Genomic DNA, 2,820 nt, shown 5'->3' with positions numbered 1-2,820 from the left:
GCCCGGTCCGGCGGGGGCGCGCCACTGCGGCGGCGGGGCCTGGGGCGCGAGCGGGGCGCCGGGGGCCGGTTCCTGTGCGGCGCTGCGGGGACGGTTGCCGGGGCGGTCCTGGAGCCAGGCGCGCACGGGCTTGGTGAAGGCGAGCACGAGGACGAGCAGCGCGGCGGCGATCTGGACGAGCGCGGGCACGACCGTGAAGACGTTGAGGACGCGGATCAGAGCGATGATCGTCAATGCCCCGAGTCCGATATAGATCGGAAGTCGCGGGTTGTCGGATCCGAAGCGGCCCAGCTGTTCTCGGGCCACGGCCCAGATGAGCACCAGGTTCACGGCCGCGGCGAGGACGCCGAGGGCGATCGTCAGGACCGTGTTCCCGGTGAGCCCCAGGAGGGTCGCGGCCAGGACGGCGGCCAGGTGGATCCACAGCGTCTGGAGGATCACCGTGACCTGCCGGGGGCGGTCGCCCGTCGGGAGCAGGCCCCAGCGCTGGCCCCAGGTGGGCGGCGGCGGGAGGACCGGGCCCGACGGCTGTCCGTACTGGACGGCGCCGGGGTCCTGCGGCCGGTACTGGAACGACTGGGCCGCAGGCGGTTGCGGCGGCAGGTTCGGGTCGGGCGCGGGCCCGGGAGTATAGGGAGAGTGGGTCATCGATCGGCTCCGAGGCGTGCTTTCTGTAAGGCGACAGGGTACCTCAAGGGTCCGACAAGTCCCTCAGTCGACCGGTTCGAACAGGGCGACGGTCTCGAAGTGCTGGGTCATCGGGAACGCGTCGAACGCGCGGATCCGCTTGAGCGCGTAGCCTTCGACGGCCAGGTCGCTCGCGTCGCGGGCCAGCGCGCCCGCGTCGCAGGCGACGTAGCAGATCGCGCGGGGGCGGGCCTCGCCGAGCGCGACGACCACTTCGGGTCCGGCGCCGCTGCGGGGCGGGTCGAGGACGACGAGGTCGACCGAGCCGAGGTCGGGGGTGACGGCGGCGACGTCGCCTTCGATGGCGCCGGCGTTCTTGAACGCGGCGAGGTTCGCGGCGGTGCGGGAGGCGGCGGCGTTCTCGACGGCGATGACGCGGCCGGTGTCGCCGACGGCGTCGGCGAGGCCGGTGGCGAAGAGTCCGGCGCCGGCGTAGAGGTCCCACGCGGACTCGCCTTCGCGCGGGGCGAGGAATTCGAGCGCGGTCGCGAGGAACGTGGGGGCGGCGGCGGGGTGGACCTGCCAGAACGCGTCGAAGCCGACTTCGAACTCGGTGTCGGCGACGGTCTGGTGGACGAGTTTGGGGCCGCTCTTGTGGTGGGGGCGGGCGGTGCGGCGCAGCTGGGTGTAGACGGCGAGCTGGTCGTCGTCGGCGTCGACGACCCCGACGGCGCCCATACCGTCCCAGTTCGCGGTGAGGACGTCGGCCTCGCGGATGCGCTCGGTGGCGATGCGGCACCAGTCGATGTGGACGAGTTCGTGCGACTTGTGCTGCCGCAGACCGGGTCTGCCGTGCTGGTCGACGGCGTACTGCATGCGGGTGCGCCAGCCGAGGGCGCCTTCGGGCCACGGGAGGGCCTCGACCTCGACGCCGTCGAGGAGGGCGGGGTCGATGCCGCCGATGCGGGTGAGCTGGTCGAACAGGACCTTGGCCTTGAGGCGGCGCTGGGCTTCGGGGGTGGCGTGCTGGAAGTCGCAGCCGCCGCACTTGCCGGGGCCGGCCCACGGGCAGGGGGGTTCGACGCGGTCGGGCGAGGCCTCGATGACCTCGACGGCGTCGGCGAACGCGAAGCGCTTCTTGCGGTCGGTGATCTCGATGCGGACCTTCTCGCCCGGGAGGGCGTGGCGCACGAAGTACACCTCGCCGTCGACTCGGGCCACGCAGTGGCCTCCGGCCGCGACGTCTCCGACGGTGACGATCATCGATTCACACTCTCCCCGCAGTTCGGCGCGCTGGGTGCAGCGGGCCGGACGCCAGGATACGGGACGGCCCGGCGGGGGCGCAGGTTACCGCGGGGGTGTGACATCGGCGGGTGGGGCCCCTGGCCGGACCGTAGCGCGGGGGTGTGACATCCGGGGCCGGCCCACCGGTTCCGACCGTAGCGCGGGGGACCGACAGTGGCCTGGGGTCGGGGCCTGGGGTCGGGTCATTTGGGGATGCGGCGGAGCGGGGGCGGTTCGGTGCCGTCGCCGAGGATCCAGGGGACGGTGCAGACCATGACGCCGGGCTCGTACTTGAGCTGGCGGCGCAGGGCCTTGGTGGTCTGGTTGTGGAGGAGGCTGGTCGACCAGTTGAAGTAGCCGCGGGAGAGGCGGCCCCGCTGGGGGCCGAGGCCGACGACGTATTCGGGGAGGTAGACGGTGACGACGTCGCGGGGGGCGTCGCGGCGGCGGGCCTTGACGTAGTCGGCGATCGGGCCGGTGATCTCGCGGTACGGGGAGTCGAGGACGGTGAGCGGGACGCCGATGCGGCGGCGGTCCCATTCGGCGACGAGGCGCCGGGACGCGGCGGCGTCGACGTTGACGGTGAGCGCGGTGATGGTGTCGGGCCGGGTGGCCTTGGCGTAGGAGAGCATCCGCATGAGCGGCAGGTTGACGCTGGAGGCGAGGACGATCGCGTGGCTGCGGGCGGGCAGGCGCGGTTTCCCTTGCGGCAGTTCGATCTCGTCGCGCACGGCCGCGTAGTGCCTGGCGATGGAGCGCATGAGCAGGTAGCAGCCGCCGATGATGAGGACGGCGATCCAGCCGCCGCGCCCGACGGCGGTGGTGGCGACGATGACGAGGACGGCGGTGCAGGCGAGGACGGCGACGGCGGCGGTGGCGCGGGCCCGGCGGGCGCGGGCGCGCCGGCCG

The 2,820-nt window shown here is 73.4% G+C and carries 1 protein-coding gene and 2 pseudogenes; all 3 read right to left on the bottom strand.

The genetic code is table 11. The annotated features are described in order from the left end of the window. Positions 1 to 648, bottom strand: a pseudogene (locus DI269_RS13315) (hypothetical protein); the annotation flags it as partial. Between the two features lie 63 nt (positions 649 to 711). Continuing rightward, the gene (locus DI269_RS13310; protein WP_112136629.1) at positions 712 to 1,890 is read right to left on the bottom strand and encodes a class I SAM-dependent RNA methyltransferase; all 1,179 of its coding nucleotides are present in this window, start codon (positions 1,888 to 1,890) and stop codon (positions 712 to 714) included. 224 nt (positions 1,891 to 2,114) lie between these two features. Next, positions 2,115 to 2,820, bottom strand: a pseudogene (locus DI269_RS13305) (DNA-binding protein); the annotation flags it as partial.

Source organism: Glycomyces dulcitolivorans (assembly GCF_003265355.1).
Lineage (GTDB): Bacteria > Actinomycetota > Actinomycetes > Mycobacteriales > Micromonosporaceae > Glycomyces > Glycomyces dulcitolivorans.
The sequence above is the reverse complement of the archived record's forward strand: the minus strand, read 5'-3'. Positions and strand labels throughout refer to the sequence as shown.

Excerpts from the sequence above, each read along its gene's own strand:
- DI269_RS13310 (WP_112136629.1), bottom strand. The coding sequence starts at position 1,890 with ATGATCGTCACCGTCGGAGACGTCGCGGCCGGAGGCCACTGCGTGGCC.